At 72.7% G+C, this 23,821-nt stretch carries 17 protein-coding genes; 8 read left to right on the top strand and 9 right to left on the bottom strand.

The window, feature by feature from the left end:
• The 3 genes from ACWGKQ_RS48585 to ACWGKQ_RS48575 all read right to left on the bottom strand — a co-directional run.
• The coding region (locus tag ACWGKQ_RS48585) for an FtsK/SpoIIIE domain-containing protein (RefSeq protein WP_453298531.1) at positions 1 to 4,551 on the bottom strand (4,551 nt) is incomplete at its 3' end.
• A 91-nt stretch (positions 4,552 to 4,642) separates the two neighbouring features.
• Positions 4,643 to 5,824, bottom strand: coding sequence for a hypothetical protein (locus ACWGKQ_RS48580; protein WP_453298530.1), 1,182 nt, complete (start codon positions 5,822 to 5,824; stop codon positions 4,643 to 4,645).
• Positions 5,821 to 6,393 (bottom strand): sigma-70 family RNA polymerase sigma factor, encoded by a 573-nt coding sequence (locus ACWGKQ_RS48575; protein WP_453298529.1) that lies wholly within the window; start codon positions 6,391 to 6,393, stop codon positions 5,821 to 5,823. Before ACWGKQ_RS48575 ends, ACWGKQ_RS48580 begins: the two co-directional genes overlap by 4 nt.
• 296 nt (positions 6,394 to 6,689) lie before the next feature.
• Between ACWGKQ_RS48575 and ACWGKQ_RS48570 the strand changes: the two genes are divergently transcribed.
• The 3 genes from ACWGKQ_RS48570 (at position 6,690) to ACWGKQ_RS48560 (ending at position 12,167) form a co-directional block, all read left to right on the top strand.
• Positions 6,690 to 7,628 (top strand): ricin-type beta-trefoil lectin domain protein, encoded by a 939-nt coding sequence (locus ACWGKQ_RS48570; protein ID WP_453298528.1) that lies wholly within the window; start codon positions 6,690 to 6,692, stop codon positions 7,626 to 7,628.
• A gap of 305 nt (positions 7,629 to 7,933) precedes the next feature.
• Positions 7,934 to 10,246, top strand: coding sequence for a glycosyl hydrolase family 95 catalytic domain-containing protein (locus ACWGKQ_RS48565; protein WP_453298532.1), 2,313 nt, complete (start codon positions 7,934 to 7,936; stop codon positions 10,244 to 10,246).
• Between the two features lie 25 nt (positions 10,247 to 10,271).
• Complete coding sequence (locus ACWGKQ_RS48560) at positions 10,272 to 12,167, top strand: glycoside hydrolase family 97 catalytic domain-containing protein (protein ID WP_453298527.1); 1,896 nt, start codon at positions 10,272 to 10,274, stop codon at positions 12,165 to 12,167.
• On the opposite strand, the gene ACWGKQ_RS48555 is transcribed toward ACWGKQ_RS48560, so the two are convergent.
• The 3 genes from ACWGKQ_RS48555 to ACWGKQ_RS48545 are packed head-to-tail and all read right to left on the bottom strand — an operon-like array spanning position 12,158 to position 15,828.
• Complete coding sequence (locus tag ACWGKQ_RS48555; protein ID WP_453298526.1) at positions 12,158 to 13,075, bottom strand: squalene/phytoene synthase family protein; 918 nt, start codon at positions 13,073 to 13,075, stop codon at positions 12,158 to 12,160. The two genes, ACWGKQ_RS48560 and ACWGKQ_RS48555, sit on opposite strands and share 10 nt — an antisense overlap.
• A gap of 56 nt (positions 13,076 to 13,131) precedes the next feature.
• Complete coding sequence (locus tag ACWGKQ_RS48550) at positions 13,132 to 14,094, bottom strand: alpha/beta fold hydrolase (RefSeq protein WP_453298525.1); 963 nt, start codon at positions 14,092 to 14,094, stop codon at positions 13,132 to 13,134.
• 30 nt (positions 14,095 to 14,124) lie between these two features.
• Complete coding sequence (locus ACWGKQ_RS48545; protein ID WP_453298524.1) at positions 14,125 to 15,828, bottom strand: MFS transporter; 1,704 nt, start codon at positions 15,826 to 15,828, stop codon at positions 14,125 to 14,127.
• A 250-nt stretch (positions 15,829 to 16,078) separates the two neighbouring features.
• Here ACWGKQ_RS48545 and ACWGKQ_RS48540 point away from each other — a divergent pair, with 250 nt between their 5' ends.
• Complete coding sequence (locus ACWGKQ_RS48540; RefSeq protein ID WP_453298523.1) at positions 16,079 to 17,059, top strand: LysR family transcriptional regulator; 981 nt, start codon at positions 16,079 to 16,081, stop codon at positions 17,057 to 17,059.
• Positions 17,060 to 17,170: 111 nt separating this feature from the next.
• Positions 17,171 to 17,923: a DUF1275 family protein gene (locus ACWGKQ_RS48535; RefSeq protein WP_453298522.1), complete on the top strand. Its 753-nt coding sequence runs from the start codon at positions 17,171 to 17,173 to the stop codon at positions 17,921 to 17,923.
• A 16-nt stretch (positions 17,924 to 17,939) separates the two neighbouring features.
• Here the strand turns inward: ACWGKQ_RS48535 and ACWGKQ_RS48530 are convergent, their stop codons facing one another.
• The gene (locus ACWGKQ_RS48530; protein WP_453298521.1) at positions 17,940 to 19,466 is read right to left on the bottom strand and encodes an APC family permease; all 1,527 of its coding nucleotides are present in this window, start codon (positions 19,464 to 19,466) and stop codon (positions 17,940 to 17,942) included.
• 189 nt (positions 19,467 to 19,655) lie between these two features.
• Positions 19,656 to 20,123, bottom strand: a complete 468-nt coding sequence (locus ACWGKQ_RS48525) for a nuclear transport factor 2 family protein (RefSeq protein WP_453298520.1) — start codon at positions 20,121 to 20,123, stop codon at positions 19,656 to 19,658.
• Positions 20,124 to 20,226: 103 nt separating this feature from the next.
• On the opposite strand from ACWGKQ_RS48525, the gene ACWGKQ_RS48520 reads away from it, so the two are divergent.
• Positions 20,227 to 20,883 (top strand): TetR/AcrR family transcriptional regulator, encoded by a 657-nt coding sequence (locus ACWGKQ_RS48520; protein WP_453298519.1) that lies wholly within the window; start codon positions 20,227 to 20,229, stop codon positions 20,881 to 20,883.
• Complete coding sequence (locus tag ACWGKQ_RS48515; protein ID WP_453298518.1) at positions 20,880 to 21,545, top strand: epimerase; 666 nt, start codon at positions 20,880 to 20,882, stop codon at positions 21,543 to 21,545. Before ACWGKQ_RS48520 ends, ACWGKQ_RS48515 begins: the two co-directional genes overlap by 4 nt.
• 4 nt (positions 21,546 to 21,549) lie before the next feature.
• Here ACWGKQ_RS48515 and ACWGKQ_RS48510 read toward each other — a convergent pair whose 3' ends face one another.
• Positions 21,550 to 22,740 (bottom strand): MFS transporter, encoded by a 1,191-nt coding sequence (locus tag ACWGKQ_RS48510; RefSeq protein WP_453298517.1) that lies wholly within the window; start codon positions 22,738 to 22,740, stop codon positions 21,550 to 21,552.
• Positions 22,741 to 23,041: 301 nt separating this feature from the next.
• Here ACWGKQ_RS48510 and ACWGKQ_RS48505 point away from each other — a divergent pair.
• The coding region (locus ACWGKQ_RS48505; protein ID WP_453298516.1) for a dienelactone hydrolase family protein at positions 23,042 to 23,821 on the top strand (780 nt) is incomplete at its 3' end.

Raw genomic sequence — 23,821 nt, 5'->3', positions numbered from 1 at the left:
GGCCCGCAGGGGCGTGAGCGGCACCTGGAGGGCGAGCAGCGCGCCGCTCGGACCGGCCGTCCACGCCCGGCCCGGGTGCGTCGTCGCCCGGACCACGCTCGGCATCAGGCGTACGCCGACCAGGTCGCCCTCGGTGAGGTTCTTCGGCGCGAGCAGCAGACCGCGCCGCGCCCGGCGGGCCGCGAGCGTCCAGCCGCTCATCCCGCTCTGGAACCCTTCCGCCGAAGCCGCGTAGACCAGCCCCAGGCCCTGGTCGCGACCCGAGACGGCGATCTCCTTGAGGAGCTTGTCCGCCGCCGAACCGGTGAGCAGATCGGCGTCGTCGATCATCACCACCTTCGGTCCCGGCAGCGCGTCCAGCGCCGCCCGCACGGTGTCCGCCGACGGGTCGTTCTCGGTGAGCACGGTGGCCGTGGCATGCCGCTCCAGGGCGCGCAGCGGCGACTCGCGCGGGGTGAGGACGACCAGCGAGGTACCGCCGGCCAGCAGGGACACCGCGATCGAGGCGAGGGCGTTGCTGCGCCCCGACCCGGCCGGCCCGAACACCCCGAACGCCGAGGCCGAGCCCGCCAGGTCCGTGCCCACCGGGCCGCCCTCGTCGCCGCCGACGCCTAGCAGCCCCCACATCGGCCGCCGGTCGGTCTGTGCGACCTTCTCGTAGGCCTCGGCGAACTCCACCGAGCGCGGCAGCACCGCGACCTGGAACGGCCGCCGCGCGTCCGGCACTTGCGCGTCCCGCTTGCGGGCGGACTCGCCGATCGCGCGCAGCGCCTCGGCCTGCTCGGTGCCGCCGCCGGCCGCCAGCAGCGCCACCTGGGTCTCGGTGCCGCTCAGGACGTGCCAGCCACGGCCCGGCGGGATGTCGGCCGGGATCTTGTTCGGCATCATGCCGACCGCCTGGTAGTCACTGCGGTCGCCCTGCCGCAGCAGCAGCTTGTGGTCGTTGTGCGCGGCCATCCGCCCGCCCAGCAGGGAGCGTTCGGAGGTCGCGATGACGTGGATGCCCGCGGCGGCACCCTCGCGGATGAGCCGGGTCACCTCCTGCACCAGCTGGCCGTGGTCGTGCTCGTCGATGATGACCGAGAGCGAGTCCCAGCCGTCGATGAACAGCAGGATGTGCGCGGGCCGTTCGGCCTTCGGCAGCAGCTTGCGCAGCTCGTCGATGCCGGTCGCGCTGTGCGTCTGCGCCAGGTCCTGGCGGTCGGTCAGCTCCCGGTTCAGGCGGTGCAGCATCCGGCCCAGCCGCTCCAGGTCGTGCCGGGAGACCACGCCACCGCAGTGCGGCAGCGCGCCGAGCGCGGTGAGTCCGCCGCCGCCCGCGTCGATGCCGTAGATGTGCACGTCGGCGGTGCTCGCCGTCCGTGCCGCCGACCCGGCGATGGTCCGCAGCACCTGGGTACGGCCCGAGCGCGGCGCGCCGATGACGTACAGGTGCCCGAAGGTGGCCAGGTCGGCCACGGCCACCCGGCGCTGCTGGAGCTGCGGCACGTCCTCCAGGGCGTACGGCACGACCAGCCGGCCCTCGCGGGTGGCGCCGAGCTCGTCCAGGTGGTCCAGGACCAGTTCGCGCTGGAGCGGGGGCAGCCAGGGGCTGGGCTGCGGGGTGAAGTCGTCCAGCAGGTCGGCCGCGGTGCGGATCTCCTCGACGAGCGCCTGGAGGTCGGTCGGGGCCGGGCCCTGCGCGGACGTGGTGGTCACCGTCCGCGTCTCGGCGGGCAGTTCGGCGGGGCGGCCGAGCGCGTCCCAGCCCACGTCCACCGCGCGCACCGGCTTGCGGGGACCGGCCTCCGGCTCGGCCGCCGCGGCGGCCGGGGTCTCCCGGGGCCGCTCCGCGCCCACCCACGCCGTTTGGAACGGGTCCGCCTGCTTGGGCCCGCGCCGGACCAGGGCCCGCCCGGGGGTGCCGGAGGAGATATCGACGGCATCCTTGACGTCGATGATGTCCTGGCTCTCGGTCATGTCGGTGACCCGCAGCGCGATCCGCAGGTTGGTGTTGGCGCGGATGTCGCCGGTGACCACACCGGCCGGGCGCTGCGTGGCCAGGATCAGGTGGATGCCGAGCGAGCGGCCGCGCTGCGCGATGCTGATCAACCCGGGCACGAAGTCGGGGACCTCGCGCACCAAGGTGGCGAACTCGTCGATGACCAGCAGCAGCCGCGGCAGCGGGGCCAGCGCGGGATCGGCGGCCCGTTTGGCCCGGTACTCCGGGTGGTCCTTGGCGTCGGCGGCGGCCAGCACCTGCTCCCGGCGCCGGAGTTCGGCACCCAGCGACTCCAGGGCCCGCTCCACGAGGTGGGCGTCGAGGTCGGTGACCATGCCCAGGGTGTGCGGCAGCCCGGCGCACTCCTTGAACGCGCTGCCGCCCTTGTAGTCGACCAGCACGAAGGTGAGTTCGTCGGGCCGGTTGGCGGCGGCCAGCGAGGCCACGAACGTCTGCAGCAGCTCCGACTTGCCGGAACCCGTCGTACCGGCGACCAGGCCGTGCGGCCCGTCCTGCACCAGGTCCAGCGAGAGCGGCCCGTCGAAGCCGGTGCCGATGAGGAAGGACGTCGAGGCGGGATCGGTCTGCCAGCGGTCCAGCAGGGCCTGCGCGTTGGGCGGCTCCTGGTCCAGGAGTTCCAGGAGCCGCACCCGTTGGGGCAGTCCGGCGTCGTGCTCGGGGCTGACGTCCCGGATCGGGGCCAGCGCGCGGGCCAGTTGCTCGCACCACTCGGGGGAGACCCGGTCGGCGCGCACCGCGGGCAGGTCGGGCGCGCCGGGACGCCGCACGGTCAGCCGTCCGTCGGCGGCGAGCACCACACCCGTGCTCTCCTCCGGCAGCAGCCGCTCCTGCTCGTCCAGACAGACGCTGAAGATCCGCACCCGCGGGCCGTCGGTCAGCACCTGCACCATGCCGGGCACGTCGCGCAGCCGCCGCGCGCCGTCCGCGATCACCAGCACGTCGGGGTCGGTGAAGACCACGTCACGCTCGTTGCCGGCCTGCCGGCGGCGCGACTGCACCTGGGAGACCAGTTCGCTGATCCGGGCGGCGGTGGACTCGGGATCGTTGCCGATCAGCACCACGGGACCGCCCGCCGTACCGGGCCTGAGATGGGGCAGCCAGCGCGTCCACGCCCAGTCCGCCACCCGGTCGGGCTCGGTCAGGACCACGATCCTCAGGTCGCGCGGGCTGTGCAGCACCCCGGCCTGCGCCACCAGCCAGCGCGCCAGCGGCTGCACCTCGGCGGCCGGCCCCGCGACGCCCACCACACCGTGCGCGGTGATGTCGACGCCGATCGGCGTGTCGGGGATGTTCCAGCGGATCGAGCGGTGGTTCTCGTCCCGCGCCGGATCCTCCAGCTCCCGCACCGACGGCTGGTCCACCGTGCCCAGACGCAGCACCAGATGGTCGGGGTCGCGGCGGCGCCGCTCCCAGAGCCGGCCACCGGGACCGGTCGCGATCAGGGCCACCGACGCCGGGTCCGGGCCGGTCTTGTCCCGCACCCGCCGCTCGCCCACCACCGCGTCCCGGACCTGCTCCTCCAGGACGTCGAGGCGCCGCTCGTAGGCCGCCTCCGACTCCAGGAACTGCTTGCGGGCCGCCCGGCGGCCGGTCGCCCAGTTCGACAGCATCATCATCGGGCTGAGGAACAGGAACACCAGGAAGTAGTACGACTTGAAGATGCTGACCATGAACAGACCGAGGACGATCGGGGAGATCATCATCACGGTCGGGAACGGCCGCTTCTGCGGCGGCGACGGCGGCTGCGGCAGCCGGACCCGCGCGGCGTCCAGGTGCGGGGCGATCCGCGGCGGCCGGTTGTAGTCCACGCCGTAACCGTCGGCGGACGGCGTGACGGCCGCGTCCGCCTCGACCGGGGCGCTCATCCGCAGCAGCACCGGACCCACCGTCAGGTCCTCACCGGCAGGCCAGGGCACCGGGCCGGGCCCCGCCGGGCGTTCGCGCGGCGGCTGCGGGCGGGGCCTGCGCAGCTGGGTGATGGCGTCGTCGGGCGGCGGCGAGGCGAGCCGGGCCCGCACGGCGGCCTCGGGATCGTCGTCGATGCGCTGCCAGGCCGCGCTGCCGTCCGCGCCGACCGTCACCCACAGGCCGTTCTCGGGCACCTCGTCGGCGGCGTCGAGCCGCAGGGCACACAGCGGATCGGTGCCGATCTCGTGGCTGCCGGGACCGAGCCGCCAGGTCCGCCCGGCGCCGGGCCCGGAGACCAGGTGCACCTCGGCGAGCACCCCGTCCAAGCCGCCGTCGCTGTCGTCGTCGTGCACCCGGACCAGGTCGGCCGGGCGGGCCGGGCCGCCTAGCCCGACCAGCCCGCCGTCCCGGATCCCGCTGCCGGACACCGGCGCGTCGGGATCGAGCCGGTGGTCACCGGCGTAGAGGTTCCGGGCCCGCGGCGCGCCGGCCGCCGCCCAGTCCGCGCCGCCGGTGGCGGCGGCCTCGTCCTGGGTCTCGGCGGCGGCGAGATCGCCGACGGTGGCGTTCGAGGGCAGCCGGACCTGGTGGTCGCGGCGCTGTCCGTCCGTGGCGTCCACGGTGGTGATGGTGAGGTTCACGGCTCCCAGCCGGGCATTCGTTCGTACGGGATGAGGACGGGTACGGCGGTCGACGAGTACGGCGGTCGACGGGTACGAGACGGCTAGGGCGTCACGGCGCCGTCGGCGGCGAGGTCGCGGAGACCCCGGCCGCTTCGGAGGTGCTCGGTTCCGCGAAGTCGTCGTCGCTCTCGACGGCCGCGGCCGTCGCGGGCATCGGCGCGGCGGCGGGCTCCGGCGCGGGGGCCGGCCGGGTCGCGGAGACCCCGGTCGGCCCGGTGACGGGTGCCGGGCCCGCGTCGAGGTCCGGCTCGTCCGGCAGCAGATCGGGGTCGGCCGCGGACCTGGCGTCCGCCGGACCCACTGCCTCGTCGTGCGGGAGGTCCGGGTACGGCGGCAGTGCGGCCAGCGTCCGGGCCACGGCCCGCGACAGCGGCAGGACGTCGACCCGGCCGGCGGCGGGCGCGCCGTGCACCGTGAGCACCGCGTCCGGGGTGATCTCCAGCAGCCGGGTCCGGCCCCGGGCCACCCCCAGGCTCAGCAGCCGGACACCGGTCGGAAGCGACCGCTCCAAGGGGTCGGCGCAGACGGCGATCTCGATGCCGGGCTGCCCGACGGCCGCCGCGGCCGCCGGCCCCGGGTGCCGCGGGTGCACCCCGGCGGCGATGGCGACGCGGCCCTCCGGCAGCCGGGCGTCCAGCTGCGCGGCCAGCGCCTGGAGCACGGCGCGCGCCGAACGGGCCGCGCGCGACGGGCCGTACACGGACAGCGCGGGCGGGCCGGAACGCACATCGAGCAGCACGGCATGGCCCATGTCGTGCCCCACGCACACCAGCAGCGGTACGGCGGAGTCGACGGCGTCGTCCGGCAGATCGGCACGGTCGATCCACCACAGCCGCGGGTCGCTCTCGTCCGCCGCCCAGGGCTCCGGTGGTTCCCGCATCGCGTCACCGTCCGCCGCGACCAGCACGGCCATCCACTCCGGGCCGGCCAGCACACCGTAGGGCCGGACCCCGGGGCGGACGGCCGCGGCCAGCGCCGTGGCCCGCTCGGCGTCGGCCCACACAGCGGGGTAGCGCAGCAGCCGCACCAGCAGGCGCAGACCGCGCCGGTAGCGCAGTTCCGTGCGGACGGGACCCGTGAAGGCCTTCGCGGTCAGGCCGATCTCCCGCCCGAGCCGGCGCCACAGGGCCTTCCAGCCGCCGCCGCGCCGGACCAGCCAGTGCGTGACGGCCAGGACCAGGACCAGGACGCCGACGAGGCCGAGCAGGGTGGTGATGGTGTCGGAGGTCATCGCGTCTCTCCCCGGAGATGCTCGGTCCCGGCCGGGCGGCAGCCGTGGGATTCGAGGGTGGCGCGCAGCGCGCGGATACCGTGGTGGGTACGGGACTTGACCGTGCCCGGGGGCAGCCCGAGCTGCCGGGCCACGTCGCCGCCCGGCTGGCCCAGCAGATGGACGCGGGCGACGGCCTCGCGGTGTGCCGGAGCGAGGGTGCGAAGGGCGGAGACCAGCACCCGGCGGTCACCGACCTGCTCGGCGTGGTCGGGCACGGGTGCCGGGGCGGTGCTGCCGAAGTCCGCCGCCGTGATCCCCACCGGGACGGTCCGGTCCCGGCGCCGGCCGTCGACCACGAGGTTGCGGGCCACCCGGAACAGCCACATCCGGATGGGCCGGTCCCGCCAGTCCAGCCGCCCGGCCGACTGCCAGGCCCGCAACAGGGTTTCCTGGACGATGTCCTCCGCACCATGGGGGTCGCGCCCCATCATGCCGGTCACGAAGCGGCGCAGGCTGTCGCGCTCCGCGAGAAGGAGGCCGAGCGTCCGGTCCGCGCCGTCGGCGCGGTCATGGTCGATGAGGCTCACGGCCTACGCCTTCCGGTGTCGGTGGTGCTGTTGTGCTGTCCTGCCGGGTTGCTCTGTGTCACTGTGAAACGTGTCAGGCACGAACGCTAGCGCGAATAACGCCAGTTCCCGAAGCTGCACCCGCCCCGCACTTCAACAGATTCGTCACAGGCAACTCCGCATAGGTGGACGGAAGGTGACGTTCGGCGGGATCTTCGTGGACGGGCGGGCGGATCGCTGCCGTGCCTTGGTTACTGTTCATGTGCCCTGCATGCTTCAGGCGTTCCGAGACCTTCACGAGACCTCCAGGAGACGACGTGCCGCCCCTTCGCAAACCCCGGCCCTCGGCGGACCGGCCCGGCACGACGACGGGACGTTTCGGTGACACCTTCGCCCGCCGCCCCGCCGTGCCGCGCCGCGGGCTGGTGCCGGGCGTGCGGGTGTGGGCGACCGTCGGCGCGGCGGCCGGACTCACCGTCGTCGCCGCCCTGGCCGTACCGCTGTTGAGCCGCGTGGACCTCTTCCCCGACCCGGACACCACACCCGCCGCCGCGGTGGCGGCGGGCGAGCCGACGACGCTGTCCAGCACCACCGAATCCCTGTCCCCGTCGCCCTCCTCGTCCCCGACGGCGTCGCACACCCCGACCCACAAGCCCGCGAAGACCACCTCCGGTGGCTCCGGGTCGGGCGGCGGCACGGGCACCGGCTCGACCGGGCAGCAGTCCGGCGGCGGCTCGGTGAGCTCCGGTCCGAACTCGAACCCGGGCTCCACGTCCTCCGGTTCGAAGTCCAGCGGCTCCAAGTCCTCCTCGTCCGGGAAGTCCTCGTCCGGCAGTACCTCGTCGGGAAGCAGCGGTACGAAGACCACCACCGTCCCCGGGGTGAAGCTCATCGGCACCGGATCCGGCCGGTGCGTCGACGTCACCAACGCGGGCGGGGACGGCACCCGGCTGGAGATCCTGGACTGCTCGGGCGCCGCCAAGCAGAAGTGGGTATTCCAGTCGGACGGCACCATCCGATCGCTCGGGCTGTGCATGGACCTGGCCTGGGGCAACACCGCGAACGGCACCGCGATCCAGGTCGCCAAGTGCAGCGGCAACCGCGCCCAGCTGTTCTACCTCAGCGCGCAGGGCGACCTGGTCAGCTCCCTGGCCGACAAGTGCGTCGACGTCACCGACAACGGCACGGCCAACGGCACCAAGCTCCAGCTGTGGACCTGCGCCGGCACCCCCAACCAGAAGTGGCACAAGGGCTGACGACCGCGACCGGTCACCTGGTCCAGTAGCGGAGGCTGCGGAAAAGCGCGCCTCCGCACGCCCGGAACCGTGGTGCTCCGGGTGCTCGCCTGGTGGGCGATCGCCCCCCGCAGACAACTCCAATACATCGGAGGAGTCAAGGACTTGGGTCAGAGTTACTGATGTGAACGCGAAGCTCAGCCCATTGACCAACCCGAATCGGCGTGATCTCGGCGATGTTGGGGCTGTTGACAGGTGCAAGTTGGCTCCCTAGGTTCCCCGATACACCCGATGTATCGATGATCCGTCAGGTAGGGAGGACGATGATGACCTCGCACCCGGAGAACCGTTTACCGGTGCCCCGCAGAGCCGTACTCGGCACCGCCCTCGGCGGCGCGGCGGTCGCGGCGCTGCCCCAGACCGCCCACGCGGCAACGGAGGGACGCCCCGCCGATGCCAGGGCCGCACGCCCCTGGAAACTCCGCGACACCATGACCACCGACGGCGCGTGGGACCGTTTCCTGCGCGGCCAGGACCTGCTGTGGACCAGGCTGCCGACCCTCTGGTACGAGGGGCCGTTCCTCGGTGACGGGCTGCTCGGCAGCATGATCTACCAGGAGCCGGGCGCCAACCGGATCCGCCTCACCGTCCAGCACGGCCGGGTCCAGGACCACCGCCCGGAGTTCGGCAGCGGCTGGGGCACCGCCCGCCTGCCCGTCGGCCACCTCACCCTCGAACCGGCCGGCACCGTCACCGCCGTCGACTGGCGCCTCAGCCTGTGGAACGCCGAACTCACCGGCACCGTCACCACCACCGCCGGCACCCTCACCCTCGCCGCCCTCATCCACGACGAGGTGCTCGCCGTCCGCGTCACGGCCGGCGGCGGTGAGCGCGTCACCTGGACCTTCCACCCCGAGGAGGCCATCAGCCCCCGCAAGATCCAGGAGTCACCGCCCGCCGGTTACAGCGCCAACCCGCCCTGGACCACCCGGACCACGGCCGACGGCACCGAGCAGGTCCTCCAACCTCTCACCGGCGGCGGCCAGACGGCCACCTCCTACCGCCGCACCGGCGACGAACTGCTGCTGAGCGTCGGCCACAGCTTTCCCTCGGACACCGGCGCCGAGGCCGACTCCCGGCGGAGGCTGCGGAGTGCTATGTCATACAGCACACTCAGGCGACGCCACACCCGCTGGTGGCACGCCTTCTACCGCAAGAGCTTCGTCTCCTTCCCCGACCAGCGGCTGCAGAGCTTCCACTGGATCCAGCTCTACAAGGTCGCCTCCGCCAGCCGCGCCGACGGCCCGGTCATGGCCACCCCCGGGCCCTGGCTGGAACCCACCCCCTGGCCGGCCGTCTGGTGGAACCTCAACGTCCAGCTCGAGTACTGGCTGATCCACGCCTTCAACCACCCGGAACTCGACTCCCTCGCCACCACCCTGCGCCAGAGCCAGGAACAGCTCACCGCCAACGTGCCCGCCGCCTACCGCTCGGACAGCTCCGGCATCGGCCGCAGCTCCGACATGTTCGCCGACCGCGAGGTGGGACAACCGGGTACCGGCGCCGAGACCGGCGACCTCACCTGGGCCCTGCACAATGTCTGGCTGTCGTACCGCCACTCCATGGACAAGTCCCTGCTGCGCGACACGATCTACCCGCTGCTGCGCCGCGCGATCAACTACTACCGGCACTTCCTCACCCCGGGCAGCGACGGCAGGCTGCACCTGCCGAGCACGCTCTCACCCGAGTACCCGGTCGTCCCGCCCCAGGACACCAACTACGACCTGGCCCTGATCCGCTGGGGCTGCCAGACGCTCCTCGACTCCGCCGAACTGCTCGGCATCGACGACGAGTTGAAGCCCCGCTGGCAGGAGGTACTGGCCCGGCTCACCCCGTACCCGGTCGACGCCAACGGCTTCATGATCGGCGCCGAGACCCCGTACGACCAGTCCCACCGCCACTACTCGCACCTGCTGATGGTGTACCCGCTGTACCTCGTCAACTGGGACCAGCCCGAGAACCGCGACCTGATCACCAGGTCCGTGGTCCGCTGGCACGCGCTGACCGGCGCCCACCGCGGCTACAGCTACACCGGGGCCGCCTCCATGTACGCGATGACCGGCGACGGCGACACCGCCATCGGCTACCTGCGCAAGTTCTTCGACCCCACGACCCGCTACCCCTGCCGGGCCAACACCCACTACACCGAGGCCGGTCCGGTCATCGAGACCCCGCTGTCCGCCTCGCAGTCCCTGCACGACATGTTCTGCCAGAGCTGGGGCGGGATCATCCGCGTCTTCCCGGCCGTCCCGACCGCCTGGGCCGACCTCACCCTGCACGACTTCCGCACCCAGGGCGCCTTCCTGGTCAGCGCGGTACGCAAGGCGGGCCGCACCCGGTTCATCCGGATCCGCAGCCTGGCCGGCGAGCCGCTCAAGCTCCGGCACGGCCTGACCGGCTCCCTCACCGTCCTGCTCGACGACGGCAGCCCGGCCCGCACCCACGACCTCGGCGACGGCACCCTCGCCATCGACCTGCCCCGCGACCGCGAGGTCCTCGTGCACTCCGGCCCCCGCCCCGACCTCGTCATCGCCCCCGTCGCCGTCAGCGAACCGGGCGCGGCGTGGGGACTGCCGTAACCAACGACCGGAAGGCAGGGACCTCATGACCGTTCCACTCGCCAGAACCGTGGTCGCCGGGCTCTGTACCGGGCTGGCGGCCGTCCTCCTCACCACCGCCCCCGCACAGGCCGGGCAACGGCAGCCGCACGCCTGGACCGTGACCGAAGCGGCACACGCACCCCGCGCCCGGATAGCCCTAGACCACACCACCGGCACTCTCAGCCTCGCGGTCTCCCGGGACGGCCGTACCGTCATCGAGCCGTCGCCCGTCGGCATCCTCACCCAACAGGCCGATCTCTCCCAGGGCTTGCGTTTCCTGCACCGCAAGGACCGCATGGTCGAGGAGCGTTACCCGGCGAAGTCCGGCAAGCGCCTGGACCGCAGGGTGCGCATGAACGAGACCCGGCTGTCCTTCGCCACCGCCGCCGGCGCCCGCCTCGACCTCGTGGTCCGCGCCGCCGCCGACGGCATCGCCTACCGCTACGTGCTGCCCGCCGGGTACGGCGACGTCCTCGGCGAGACCTCCGCGTTCGACCTGCCGGCGGACGCGGGCGCCTGGCTCAGCACCTACCGGGTCGACAACGAGGGCCAGTTCAACCAGTACACCGCCGCGACCGCCCCGACCGGCGAGTACTCGGACCAGGCCCTGTTCGCCACCGACGGCGGCTACACCCTGCTCGCCGAGTCCGACCTCACGGGTGCCTACTCCGGCGCCCGGCTCGCCCACACCCAGGGCACCGGCACGTACCGCGTCAGGCTCGCCGACAGCCAGGTCCACACCGACGGGCCACTCACCACCCCGTGGCGGGCCATGATCACCGGAGACCTCGCCACCGTCACCCGGTCCACCTTCACCGACGACCTCGCCCCCGCCTCCAAGGTCGCCGACACCTCCTGGATCCGCCCCGGCACCGTGCTGTGGACCTGGCTGGCCGGCGGCCGCACCGCGGGGCAGAGCCTCGACGCGCAGAAGGCGTACGTCGACTACGCGGCCGCGCACCACTGGCCCTACGAGGCCGTCGACTCAGGCTGGTACTTCAAGAAGGACGAGTGGGACGTCACCGACCCCGACTGGCAGACCGGCAGCTGGATGCCCGAACTCGTCGACTACGCGCGGGCCAAGGGCGTCGGCATCATCGTCTGGATCCACCAGCGCGACCTCGACACCCCCGAGGAACGCGCCCAGTGGCTGCCCACGTTGGAGCGCTGGGGCGTCAAGGGAGTCAAGATCGACTTCATGAACTCCGAGGCGCAGTCCATGTTCCAGTGGTACGACACCGTCCTCGCGGAGACCGCCGCACACCACCTCATGGTCGACTTCCACGGCGCCACCCTCCCCAAGGGCATCCAGCGCACCTGGCCCCAGGTGATGAGCATGGAGGCCGTCGGCGGCGAGGAGAAGCGCACCAACACCGCCGCCCACCTCACCACCCTGCCCTTCACCCGCAACGTCATCGGCTCCATGGACTTCACCCCCGGCGGCTTCCAGCGCGCCGGGCTGCGCCCGAACTCCGACGCGGCCGAGGTCGGGCTCACCGTCGCCTACGAGTCGGGGCTCCAGATGTTCGCGGGCACCCCCGAGTCGTACGACCAACGGCCCCTCGCCCGGGACTTCCTCGACCAGGAGCCCGCGGCCTGGGACGACACCCGGCTGCTGGCCGGCCGCCCCGGACAGGAAGCCGTGCTCGCCCGGCGCAGCGGGGACCGCTGGTTCCTCGGCGGGGTGTACGCGGGTGTCGCCCACACCGCGACCGTGCCGCTGACCGTCGGCCGGGGCCGCTGGCTGGTGGAGACCGTTCGGGACGGCGCCGACGGGCTCGTCCAGGACCGGCAGGTCCTGCGCGGCGGGGACACGTTGCGCGTCGACGTCGTCGACAACGGCGGCTTCGCCGGGATCGCCTGCCGCTGGCACCCGGGTGTCACCACCTGCTACCGCTGAGCGCGCACCGCCGCACGGCGGGCATCGAGCAACAGCCTGAGGGTGCCCGCCATGGACGGTGACGCCGAACCCCGCAGCACCCCCGTACCGCGGGCCAGTACCGCCTCCGCGGTCATCAGCTCGATCTCGATGAGAGCGCTCACCAGCGGCCGGTGCGGCGCCGGCATCAGAGCCAGCACCTCCCGCCCCGACCGCAGATCGGTCCGGGCCGTCTCGACCTCGTGCTCCACGAGGGAACGCAGCCCGTCGGAGGCCCGGCCCGCTTCGAGGTCCTCCACCGTGACCGAGAAGCGCTTCAGAGTCTCCGCCGGGATCCCCGGATGTCCGTCGCGCAGGTCCTCGGCCAGGTCGTTGACGAAGTCCAGCCGCTGGCTGCCGTCGATGAGCGTGCGGCAACTCGCCCGGAACCGCCCGTCGGTGTCGCTCTCGGGCCCCAGCAGCCCGGCGATCGGCAGAAAGGCGGGCAACGAGTAGGCGTCCACATAGGCCTGGTAGTCGGCCTCCGTCGCGAAGCCGTCGAACTCCAGCTCAGCGGCGGCCGCGGTGGCCAGATACGACTCGACGACCTCCCGGTGCCGCGGAAACGAGGAGACGGTGTGCAGCAGGGTGCGGATCAGCGGATCGTCACTGGTGCCGGTCTCCAGCGCGGTGCGCACCCGCCGCTCCCAGGCGGCCCAGGCCCCCGCCCGCTCCGGCTCCGGGCCGCTGTCCAGGAGAACGTCCCCGTGGTGCATCACGGCCGTCGCGGCCACCACATGGGGCAGCACGGCAGGGGGCAGCAGCACCCGGCAGGCCAGGTAGGCGCTGCGCCGGTACCGCCGCACCGCCCGCCGCTGGGTGCTGTAGTCCCGGCGCAGTTCCGGGTCCGTGATGCCCGCCGCGGTCAGGGTCTTGTTCCACGCGCTCACCGGACGATCGTAGAGGCTGCCGCGGACCGCCCGGCCGGGGGCCGTGAACCGTGCTCTCAGGAAAGGGACTTGAGGAAGTCGAGCAGCGCCGCGTTCACCTCGTCCGGCCGCTCCTGCTGGGTCCAGTGCCCGCAGCCCGCCAGCTTGAGGGGCTCGCGCACCAGGTTGGGCATCAGGGCGGGCAGGCGCTCGATGAGTTCGGGCGTGCCGGGGAACGCCGGGACCAGGTCGCGGTCGCCGTAGACGTACAGCGCGGGCGGGGTGACGACGGCGCCCTGCCAGGGAGCGGTCAGTTCCCAGTTGCGATCGAGGTTGCGGTACCAGTTGAGGGCGCCGGTGAAGCCGTGCGAGAAACTCTCGGTGAGCGCGTCCAGGTCGGCCTCGGTGAACCACTGCGGCAGCTTCTCCGGATCCGGCATGTCCGCGAGCCAGCCGCGCTCGGGGTCGACCAGCGGCTGCCGGATCTCACCGGTGCCGGCGCCTTCCCCGGACGCCATGGTGAAGAACTTCCGCAGCGTGGTGCGCGGGTCGCGGGCGAACTCGGCGTCGGCGACACCCGGGCGGTTGAAGTAGTTCCAGTAGAAGCGGCCGCCGAACCTCTTGTCCATCGTCTGCAGGGGCGGCTGCGCCCCGCGGAACGGCGGCGGCACGCTCAGCCCGGCCACCCCGCGCACCAGGTCGGGCCGCAGCAGCGCGGTGTGCCAGGCCACCGGCGCGCCCCAGTCGTGCCCGACGACGAACGCCTGCTCCGCGCCCAGCTCCCTGATCAGCCCGACGACATCGCCGACCAGGTGGAAGATGCTGTACGCCTCGACCTCCGCGGGATGATCACTGCTGCCGTACCCGCGCTGGTCGGGGGCGACCACGTGGAAGCCGGCCGCGGCCAGCGGGCCGAACTGGTGCTGCCAGGAGTGCCAGGACTCGGGAAAGCCGTGCAGCAGCACGACCAGCGGGCCGGAACCCTCCTCGGCGATGTGCAGCCGGATCCCGTTCACGTCGACCATTCGATGCTGAACCATGTGCACGAGCGTACGCGCAACGATCTTCGGCTACCCGTCCTGCCCGGCCCCGGACGCGGGGGAGACGTCCGGAGCCGGCGGTGGTGGCGCGGGCGGTCTGTGGCCCTTTCCCGCGGTGACGGCGGCGTCGAAGGCGTGCGTGGCCTCGGGCGTGGTGCCGGGCAGCAGGAAGGAGCGGGCCACTTCCTCGAACCGCTGGTCGGTCACCGTCTGACGGGTGTGGTGCTGGGCGAGGTGCTCAGCCCACGACCCGACGAGGTAGTTCTCGATGAACCGTCCGGGTTCGGCGCCGTCCTCGTACAGGCCCCAGGTGAGTGCCCCCGTACGGCGCCGGGAGCGGGCGACGTTCGCCATGGCGCCGGTGAAGGCCGCCCGGTCGTCGGGGGAGACGTGGTAGACGATGGAGACGAGGACCGGACCGTCGGCCGGACCGGGCTCATAGACCAGGGGCGGGGTCGGCCAGTGGTCGGACGGGGTCGGGTCTATCCGCGCGGCGTCGTACAGCGGCCACAGCGGGACGGTGACGGCGGTGACCAGCAGCAGCCCCGCCGCGACGAGCAGCGCGGTGGCCAGGCCCGCGCCCTGGGCCAGCGCGCCCCACAGCGGGGCCGCGAGGGCCTGGCCGCCCTGGAAGACCAGCAGGTAGACGGCGAGTCCGCGGGCCCGCACCCAACCGGGCAGCCGGGTCTGGGTCGCGGCGTTGAGCGTGGACAGCACCGCGATCCAGGCCACCCCGGCGGGCAGCAGCACGACCGCGACCACCCAGGTGACATGGACCGTCGCCAGGACGGCCAGGACCAGGCCGAAGGCCACGGCACCGGCGGCCAGCACGCCGTTGGCGCCCAGCAGCTTCTGCAGGCGGGGCAGCAGGAACGCGCCGCCCACCGCGCCGAAGCCGACGGCGGCCAGCAGCAGGCCGTATCCGCCGGACCCCAGGCCGAGCGAGTCGCCGGCGACCAGCGGCAGCAGCGACCACACGGCGGCGGCACCGGGGATGAACAGCGCGGTGCGCAGCAGCACCCGGCGGATGCCGGGCGCGTTCCACACGTAACGGCGGGCCGCGTAGAGGGCGGTGAGGAACCCCTCGCGCCCGGCGGGCGGGACGGCCGCGCCCGCGGGGCGCTTCCACAGCACCAGCACGGCCACGATGCCCAGATAGGACACTGCGTTGAAGGCGAACGTCCACCCCGCACCCGCCGCCGCGACCAGCACACCGCCGACCGCCGGTCCGATGGCGCGGGCCAGGTTCATGTTGACCGCGCCCAGCGCCGAGGCCTGGCCGAGCTGGGCGCGGCCGACGAGTTCGGGCTGGATCGCCTGCCAGGCCGGGCTCATCAGGGCGGAGCCGCAGCCCAGCAGGAACGTCAGGGCGAGCAGCGCACCGGGGGCGAGCGCCCCGGCGAAGGCCAGCACCGCGAGGACCGCCGTCACCGCGCACATGGCGACCTGGGCGACGACGAGCAGGGCGCGCCGGTCGAACCGGTCGGCGAGCACCCCGGACGGCAGCGCCAGCAGGACGACGGGCAGGCCGGACGCGGTCTGCACGAGCGTGACCAGGGCGGCCCCGTGCCCCAGCAGCAGCCACTGGGCGCCGACCGTCTGCATCCAGGTGCCGATGTTGGACACGAGCTGCGCGATCCACAGGGCCCGGAACACCGGCAGCGCCAGCGGCGCCCAGGCCGAGCCGGGCTTCACGGCGCCACCGCCGCCCGCGTCCTTCGTGGTGACTGCCATGTCGCTGCTCCGCGAGAGGTGGGGGCCGGGCCGGCCATCCCGGTCCTCGCCTTCCTGGCTTTCCTGGCTTTCCTACGCGGCTTTCTTACGCGTCAAAGCCGCGCCGCCGCAAGCGAGGACGGCGTCCCAGCTCGGCCTTTGCCCGAACGGGCAGCCGCGGGCGCTCGCCCGGGTGCCGCCGACGCCCTGCCCGGAAGATCTGCCGGGCACATTGATTGACGGCAACCCATCGGTGAGAGAGATTGATGCCATGGAGCTGCGGCATCTGAAGTACTTCCTGGCGGTCGCGGACACCCGCAACTTCACCCAGGCCGCCGCCCGTTGCCATGTGGCGCAGTCGGCGCTGAGCCAGCAGGTGGCCCGGCTGGAGAAGGACGTCGGCGCCCCGCTCTTCAACCGCACGAGCCGGTCGGTACGGCTGACCGCCGCCGGAGAGCTGCTGGAACCGCTGGCCCGGCGCATCCTGGCCGACGTCGACAACGCCCAGGCCGCCCTCGACGCGCTGGGCGGACTGCGCCGGGGCACTCTGCGGCTGGGCCTGGTGCAGGCGATGGCCGTGGCCTTCGACATGGTGGAGGTGGCGGCCGAGTTCCGCGCCCGCCACCCCGGCATCGACCTGCGGGTGTCCAACGCGCCCAGCTCGCAGATGGCCGCCGCGGTGCTCGCCGGCACCCTCGACGTCGCGGTGGTCGGGCTCGGCGCCCGGCAGGTGCCGGCGGGACTGGACCACCGGATGCTGGGCAGCGCCCCGCTGGTCGCCGTCGTACCCCGCGAGCACCCCCTCGCCGGCCGGGAGGCCATCGACCTCGCCGAGCTGCCCGACGGCCACCCGCTGATCCAGTTCACCCGGGGCAGCGGCCTGCGCCACCAGGTCGAGGCGGCCTTCGCCCGCGCTGGTGTCGAGGCGGGCCGGCACTTCGAGGTCGGCCAGATCCACGACATGATCCGGCTCGCCGTACGCGGGGTGGGCGTCACCGTCGTCCCCCGCTCCGCCGTCGTAGGCCCCGGCTCCCTGCTGGGCCTCGACACCGCCGACGAACTGCCCCGCGGCGCCCGGATGCTGCGCCTGACGGACGACGAGGCGGTGCACGACATCTGCGTGGTCTACGACGGCACCCGGCTGGCACCGGCCGGCGCGGCCTTCCTCGACGTGCTCGACCGGCACGGCTCGGATCGGCACGGTTCGGATCGGGACGTGCTCGACCGGCAGCAGCCCGATCGATCGGCATGAGCAATCGCTGTGTCCGTATCCATATGTTGGACAGCGCGACGGGGCCGGCCGGACGCTGGAGGGGACGCACCGCACGAGGCGCGCCCCGGTTCCCGACCCGAATGGACCACCATGTCGATCAAGGACGCGGTCCGGCCCGTACTGCGTGACGCGCGGGCCACCGTGCTGCCCGACCCGGCCGACCGCCACGGCCCGCTGCCCCCGGTGATGCTCGCCCTCACCGTGGTCACCGGTCTCGTGGACGCCTTCAGCTACCTGGCGCTCGGCCATGTCTTCGTCGCCAACATGACCGGCAACGTCGTCTTCTCAGGCTTCGCGGTCGCGGGTGCCGCCGGCTTCTCCCTGGCCGCCTCGCTGGCCGCGCTCGCCGCCTTCGGAGCCGGCGCCCTGGTCGGCGGCCGGATCGCCCACGCCCGCCGGGCCCATCGCGGCCGGGTCCTGCACCTGGCGCTCGTCCTGGAGACGGCCCTGGTGCTGACGGCCTACGTCGTCGCCCGAGCCACCGGGCCCCTGGACGCGGCCGGGACCCGGTACCCGCTGATCGCCCTCCTCGGTCTCGCGCTGGGCATCCAGAACGCGATGGCCCGCGCGCTCGCCGTACCGGACCTGACCACGACCGTCCTGACCCTGACCATCACCGGCATGGCCGCCGACAGCAGGGCCGCCGGCGGCCACGGCGGGCGGACCGGCCGCCGCGCCCTGTCGGTAGTGGCGATGTTCGCCGGTGCCCTGGCCGGCGCCTTCGCCGTCCGCTACTGCGACCCGGCGCTGCCGCTGCTGCTGGCCACCGTGCTGCTCGCCGGCTGCACCGTGGACGCGTTCGTCCTGACCCGGTCGGACGCGAGCTGGACCGCCCCGCTGTGACGGCGAGCAGCTGACGCTACTTCACGTCGGCCGCCGCCCGGGTCGGCCGCCCCAGTGCCCAGAACAGGACACCGAGGAGCATGAATCCGACGAGCGGGACCAGCTCCGTCAGCAGGTACTTGCCGCGCTCGGAGTGGCTCCAGCCGTCCGGCGCGTAGTCGGCGCCGAACCAGTGGTCGCCGGCGCCCGGCGCCACCAGCTGCACGCTGGCGAAGAGGATGAGCAGGGTGAGGACGATGCTGATGGTCCAGGGGAACGGGGCCCGGTACGGGCGCGGCGTGTCCGGGTACTTGCGGCGCAGGATCGGGAGCGCCGGGAAGATGCCCAGGTAGCTGACGAGGGTCGTCGACACGGCGAGGCCGAGGACCGCGCCGAAGAGCTTGGCCGCGCTGCCGTTGGTCAGCTGGTGGGCCAGGATCAGGACGCCGGTGGAGACCAGACCGCTGAGGATGTTCACCCGGACCGGGGTGCCGAACCGGCTGGAGATCACGCCGAGGAAGCGGGGCGCGGCACCGTCGTAGCCGGAGACGGCCAGGGCGCGGTCCGAGCCCATGATCCAGGTGACGCCGGAGGACAGCACCGTCAGGATGAACATGATCCCGGCCAGGTCCCCGAGCACGGTGCCGAACCCGCTGAGCGTGGGCGTGCCGTCGGCGGCGACGTGGCCGCCGTACACCGTGAAGACCTGCCGGATCGCGTCGACGAACCCGCCGAGGCCGGTGATGGCCTTGACCGGCAGGACGAGCAGGATGCCGAGGATCGGCAGCGCGTACAGCAGGACCGAGATGACCGCGCTGCGGAAGATGCCGTAGGGGACGTCCTTCTGCGCGTTCGTCATCTCGTCGCCGGCCGTGTTGGGCAGCTCGAAACCGACGTAGTTGAACATCAGGACCGGTACCAGGCCGACGAATCCCGCGTAGGTCGGCGAGAAATCGCCGATGCCGAAGCCGTGCAGCCCGTGCTGGATGCCGTAGACCACGACCGTGACGGTGAACAGGCCGAGCAGCACGAACCGGCTCCAGGCGCCGATGGTCGGGATCCACTTGCCGACGTCGAAGGAGAGGATCGCGGCGAGCACGCCCACCCACACGAAGACGATGGTGAAGACGTAGAAGGCGGGGGTGCTCAGGTCCTTCCCGTCGTTGAAGAAGGTGGTGTACGCCGTGACGGCGGAGACGGCGAGGGTGCCGCCCAGCCACACCGGGTTGGTGATCCAGTACAGGAAGTTGTTGACGGCGCCGGCCAGCCGCCCGAAGGCCCGGCTGGTCCAGATGTAGGGCCCGCCCTCGTCGGGGAAGGCGGCCCCGAGTTCGGCGATCAGCAGCGCGGAGGGCACGAAGAACACCACCGCCAGCACGATCAGCCAGGTGAACGCCTCGGCACCGGACGAGGCCACGGCACCGATGGTGTCCACCCCGACGATGGTGCACAGCAGGAAGAACAGGATGTCGAAGCGGCCGAAGTGCTTGCGCAGCTTCTGCCGTTCCGCCTGGGCAGAGGCCGGCGCGTCGACCGGCTCGGGTGCGATGGGGGCAGCGGTCACCGGGAGCTCCAGCGTGCTCGGAGGAGGGGCGCGATTCGGCCATGGTCCACTGCACCGCACAAGCACACAAGCGTTCGGCCCCAAGTCGTGACCATCGTTCTGGGCACTCATAGCCTCCGGAAATCTCCCGGAAACGCCTCGGCGGCGCGCCTGCCGCGTGCCCCTCGAAGACCAGGGCCGCCACGCCGCTCAGGGCGTCGAGGGGTGGGTCTCCGTCCAGTCGACCAGCAGGCGGCGCTCGGCGAACAGCCACTCGCCGTCCTGCTTGACGAACTCGTCGAGATAGCGGATCGACGCGATCATCAGGGTGCGCCGTCCGTCGTCCGTCACCGAGAGGTGGTGGGCCAGGCAGTAGCTCTCGCCGGTCGCGCGGTCACCGTCCAGAAGGACGGTGCTCTGGCCGTTGAAGTGGGTCGTCGTCCGATACGTGTTGAGGTTGTCGAACACGGGGGCGAGGGAGGCGCGGCCGTGCAGTTCCTGCGTCGGCTCCGCCGCCGTGGCGTCCATGAACACCAGGAAGCGCGTGTCCTCGGTGAACAACCCCATCTGGCCCTTGGCGTCCCGTCGGTCCGCGCAGTGGGCGTAGGCGTCGATCAGCTCGCGGATGGCCAGCCGGTCGGCGGCCTCCTGCGCTGAGACGGAGGTATGGGTCACCATGGGGGTTTCCTCCAGTTCTGCTGCACCCATCTCTTCGACACATCTCTTCGACGCATCTATTTGACAGGTGTCTATTTGATGGATGTATAAAAGCATTGCCGGAGTGGCCGCGCAACGGCCTCGCCTACAGGAGGGCAGTGCTCTGAACGACCGGATCGACCCGCGCATCACCCGCACGGTCCGCGCCTTCGAGCAGGCCGTCGTGGAGCTGGCCTCGGTGCGTCCCGTGTCCCAGATCACCGTCGCCGAGCTCGCGGACCGGGCCGGCGTCACCCGGGCGACCTTCTACAACCGGTACAGCACCCCGCTGGACCCGCTCATCCAGGTGCTCCTCGACGACCTGGAACGCGGCCACCGCCGGGAGGAAGAGCTACGGGCGGAGGGCGGACACTCCGCGCTGGAGTTGCTCAGGTTCGCCACCGCGGAGGTCGCCGACCACGTCGAACGGTTCATGGACGTCTACCGGAACTCCCTGGCCGACCCCGCCGACAGCGGTGTCTACGAGGCACTCGTCCGGCACTTCGGCGCCTACACCCTCGACTTCCTGGCCCGTGCCGAGCGGTCCGGGCTCCCCGGCGCCGACCGTCGGGTCATCGCCCAGTTCATGGCCCACGGGTTCGCCGGGGCCATCAAGGCCTGGCTCGACGACCCGTCCGTCACCAAGGGCGACCTGGTCGACGCGGCCGTCGCCTGCGCCCCCGCCTGGTGGACGTCCGGCCCCGCACCGGACACCGCCTCCCAGCAACGGAGATCCTCGTGAACGTCGTCGTGTTCGGTGCGTCCGGCATGGTCGGACAAGGCGTCCTGCGCGCCTGCCTCCTGGACCCCGCCGTCGGCAGCGTCCTGGTGGTGGGCCGCCGCCCGCTCGGCATCACCCACCCGAAGCTGACCGAGGTCGGCCACGACGACTTCACCGACCTGTCCGCCCTCGGCGACCGGCTGACCGGCCTGGACGCCTGCTTCTACTGCCTCGGCGTCTCCTCGGCCGGCCTGAGCGAGGCCGAATACACCCGGGTGACATACGACTTCACGCTCGCCGCCGCCCACGCGGTGCTCGCCGCCAGTCCCGGACCCACCTTCACCTACGTCTCCGGCGAGGGTACCGACAGCACCGAACAGGGCCGCACCATGTGGGCGCGGGTGAAGGGCCGCACCGAGAACGCCCTGCTCGCCCTCCCGATGAACGCGTACATGTTCCGCCCCGGCTACATCCAGCCCCGCCACGGAGCCGTCTCCCGGACCCGCTCCTACCGCGTCATGTACACCCTCACCTCCTGGTGCTACCCCCTGCTGCACCGCCTCGCCCCCGCCCACACCACGACCACCGAACACCTGGCCCGCGCCATGCTGGCGGTGACCCGCCCCGGCGTGACCGAGAACCGGGTGCTCTACAGCAAGGACATCAACCGCCTGGGCGCCTGACCGTTCACCGGCGTACAGCGGGCCTGCTCCGCCGTGCGGCCACGAGCATGACGGCCAGGGCGGCCAGGGCGAGCGCGGCACCGGTGTAGAGCGGTGCCGTGTAGCCGAGGCCCGCGGTGATGGCCAGGCCGCCGAGCCAGGCGCCGAGGGCGTTGCCGACGTTGGACGCGGACACATTGGCGCTCGCGGCCAGCGCCGCGCCGTGGGCGGCGTCGGTCACCCTGGTGATCATGCCGGGGACGGCGGCGAACCCGGTCACCCCCATCAGGAACACCAGCACCGCCGCCGCCACCGAACTGCCGGCCAGCAGGCCGAACAGGGCCAGGGTGACGGTCAGTCCGAGGAGCGCGAGGACCAGGGCGCGGTCCCGGTCCCGGTCCGCCGCCCGGCCGCCGACCACGTTCCCCACGACCAGACCGACGCCGTACACCATCAGCAGCCAGGCGACATCCTCGGGCGAGAACCCGCTGACCTCGGTGAAGGTGTACGCGATATAGCTGAACGCCCCGAACATCCCGCCGTAGCCGAGCGCGGTGGCCGCCAGCGTGAGCCAGACCTGCGCGGACCGCAACGCACGGAACTGGTCCCGCAGGCCGCCGGGTGCCCCGCCCACTGCCGCCGGATCCGCCCGGCCGGGGACGAGGGCGACGATGCCGGCCAGCGCCAGCACGCCGATCGCGGTGACGGCCCAGAAGGCCGCCCGCCAGCCCCAGCGCTCGCCCACCAGCGCACCGAACGGCACTCCCGCGACGTTCGCGACCGTCAGCCCGGCGAACATCACCGCCACCGCGCGGGACTTCCGCTCCGGCGCGACCAGACTCCGGGCCACGAGCGAGCCGATGCCGAAGAACGAGCCGTGGCACAGGGCGGCGACGATCCGCCCGAGCAGCATCACGGAGTAGCCGGGCGCGATGGCGGACAGCAGGTTGCCGACGATGAACAGCGTCACCAGGCCGACCAGGACCGGCTTGCGCGGCAGCCGTGCCGTCGCCGCGGTGACGGCGATCGCGCCGACGGCGACACTCAGCGCGTACCCGGAGATCAGCCGGCCCGCGGTCGCCTCGGACACCGCGAAGTCCGACGCCACCTGCGGCAGCAGCCCGGCGATCAGGAACTCGGTGAGCCCGATGCCGAAACCGCCGAGGGCCAGCGCGATGAGACCACTCGGCGTCCGTCGCGCCCCGAATCCATCCATGAACCGACCCTCACCGCCGGAGACGGCCCCCGTCCATGGACAAAGATCGACGAGGCTTGGACGGAACGGCCCGGCCGCGGCCGCGCTCCGGTTGCCCTTTCGTGTCGACTCGGGGAAAACACAGTGGACGGTCGGGCGTCCGATGCGTAACGTCCGTGCGGCCGTGCCGATCCGCGAGGAGGTGAGACCCATGAACGCTGTACACGAGTGGGTGCTCCCTCTCTCCGCCACGGTCGGGCGATTGACGTAGGTGTCGCCGGGAGCGCCTGGACCCCAAGGCCGTCCCGAAAGGCAACACCCCATGAATTCTGTGCAGTTCACCGCCGAGACATCGGCCGAGACATCGTCAGACGGTGTCGTGGAACGCGACTTCACCGTGGCCGGGATCCCCGGTGTGCTCTGGTCGCCGGCGTCCGTCACCGAGCGCGCGCCCCTGGTCCTGCTGGGCCATGGCGGCGGCACCCACAAGAGGTGGCCGGCGATGCCGGGCCGCGCCCACCGACTGGTCCACGGCGGCGGGTTCCACGTCGCCTGCATCGACGCGCCCGGTCACGGCGACCGGCCGCGCACGGCTCACGACGAGCGGGAGATCGCCGCGCTCTTCCGGGCGCGGGAGGCGGGCGAGCCGGAAGGCCCGATCGTCGTCCGCTACAACGCCCATCTCGCCGAGCGCGCCGTGCCCGAGTGGCAGACGACCCTCGACGCCCTCCAGGCGCTTCCGGAGATCGGCGACGAGGGACCGGTGGGCTACTACGGCCTCAACATGGGCACCGCGATCGGCGTGCCGCTGACGGCGGCCGATCCCCGGATCACCGCCGCGGTCTTCGGCCTGCACTGGCCCGACGCCCTGGCCGCGACGGCACGGCGGATCACCGTCCCGGTCCAGTTCCATCTCCAGTGGGACGACGAACACATCCCGCGCGAGGCGGGTCTCGCGCTGTTCGACGCCTTCGCCTCCGAGGAGAAGACCCTGCACGCCAACAAGGGCAGGCACAAGGAACATCCCAGGTTCGAGGCCGACAGCGCGGTCCGTTTCTTCGCCCGGCACCTCACCCGGTCCGCACCGGCACCGGCCCTGAGG

It is taken from the genome of Streptomyces sp. NPDC054770, from assembly GCF_053611985.1.
The sequence above is the reverse complement of the archived record's forward strand: the minus strand, read 5'-3'. Positions and strand labels throughout refer to the sequence as shown.

What these genes read in the sequence shown, in the direction of transcription:
- ACWGKQ_RS48565 (WP_453298532.1), top strand. Translation starts at nt 7,934, where the DNA reads ATGACCTCGCACCCGGAGAACCGTTTACCGGTGCCCCGCAGAGCCGTA.
- ACWGKQ_RS48560 (WP_453298527.1), top strand. Translation starts at nt 10,272, where the DNA reads ATGACCGTTCCACTCGCCAGAACCGTGGTCGCCGGGCTCTGTACCGGG.
- ACWGKQ_RS48540 (WP_453298523.1), top strand. Translation starts at nt 16,079, where the DNA reads ATGGAGCTGCGGCATCTGAAGTACTTCCTGGCGGTCGCGGACACCCGC.
- ACWGKQ_RS48550 (WP_453298525.1), bottom strand. Translation starts at nt 14,094, where the DNA reads ATGGTTCAGCATCGAATGGTCGACGTGAACGGGATCCGGCTGCACATC.
- ACWGKQ_RS48525 (WP_453298520.1), bottom strand. Translation starts at nt 20,123, where the DNA reads ATGGTGACCCATACCTCCGTCTCAGCGCAGGAGGCCGCCGACCGGCTG.
- ACWGKQ_RS48580 (WP_453298530.1), bottom strand. Translation starts at nt 5,824, where the DNA reads ATGACCTCCGACACCATCACCACCCTGCTCGGCCTCGTCGGCGTCCTG.
- ACWGKQ_RS48510 (WP_453298517.1), bottom strand. Translation starts at nt 22,740, where the DNA reads ATGGATGGATTCGGGGCGCGACGGACGCCGAGTGGTCTCATCGCGCTG.
- ACWGKQ_RS48535 (WP_453298522.1), top strand. Translation starts at nt 17,171, where the DNA reads ATGTCGATCAAGGACGCGGTCCGGCCCGTACTGCGTGACGCGCGGGCC.
- ACWGKQ_RS48545 (WP_453298524.1), bottom strand. Translation starts at nt 15,828, where the DNA reads ATGGCAGTCACCACGAAGGACGCGGGCGGCGGTGGCGCCGTGAAGCCC.